2 protein-coding genes are annotated in these 937 nt (G+C 67.9%); both read left to right on the forward strand.

The features are described from left to right. On the forward strand, positions 1–429 hold a 429-nt coding region (locus tag CFP66_RS46870; RefSeq protein WP_143517646.1), incomplete at its 5' end, for a MerR family transcriptional regulator. 2 nt (positions 430–431) lie between these two features. Further along, the coding region (locus CFP66_RS46875; protein ID WP_233160318.1) for a bile acid:sodium symporter at positions 432–937 on the forward strand (506 nt) is incomplete at its 3' end.

The following is a 937-nucleotide window of genomic DNA, read 5'->3' on the forward strand; positions in this document are numbered from 1 at the left end:
GTCGCAGCCAGGTCCGGCGTCCCCGCGACCGCCCTGCGCTACTACGACGTGATCGGGCTGATCGAGGCCCGTCGGGAGCCCAACGGCTACCGCTCCTACGACGAGAGTGTGCTGGAGCGGCTGTCGTTCATCGAGGCCGCGAAACAGCTGGATCTGTCGTTGCCGGAGATCGCGGAGCTGTTGCTCGTCGTGGAGGGCGACAGCTGCACACAGGTCCGTGAGGTGCTGCACCCGAAGCTGACCGAACGGCTGCGTGAGGTCGATGCCTACCTGGCCAACTTGCGGCTGCTGCGCAACCGGCTCGTGGTAGCTACCCGGCGCGTGGCGGCCTGCCCGGACAACGAGGCCTCATGTCGCAGCGAGTGCATGCTGCTGGGCGAGCTGCGACGGGTGGGTCACGGCCGAATTGAGATTGAAGGAGCACGGTGAGCATGCGTCGCGCGGTCGAGTGGTGGGAGCAGTACCAGATTCCCCTCTACCTCGCCGCGATCGCCGGTGGCGCGCTGGTCGGGCTCAGCGCGCCACGGGTTGCGCCCGCGTTGGAGCACTCGATCAACCCGGTGCTGGCGCTGTTGTTGTTCGCCACGTTCCTCGGGGTGCCGCTGGTCGAGGTCGGGCGGGCGTTCCGGGACGTGCGGTTCCTGGGCACGACGCTGGCGGCGAACTTCGTCGTTGTACCGGTGATCGCTTACGGGCTGTCGCGGTTCGTCGTCGACGACCGGGGCTTGCTGCTCGGGGTGTTGCTGGTGCTGCTGACGCCGTGCGTCGATTACGTGATCGTGTTCACCGGCCTGGCCGGCGGTGCCCGTGCGCGTCTGCTCGCGGCCACGCCGCTGCTGATGCTCGTGCAGATCCTGCTGCTGCCCGCCTACCTGTTCCTGTTCGCCGGTGCTGACGTGCTCGCCGTCGTCGAGATCGAGCCGTTCCTGGAAGCGTT

This window comes from Pseudonocardia sp. MH-G8 (genome assembly GCF_002262885.1).
Classification (GTDB): domain Bacteria; phylum Actinomycetota; class Actinomycetes; order Mycobacteriales; family Pseudonocardiaceae; genus Pseudonocardia.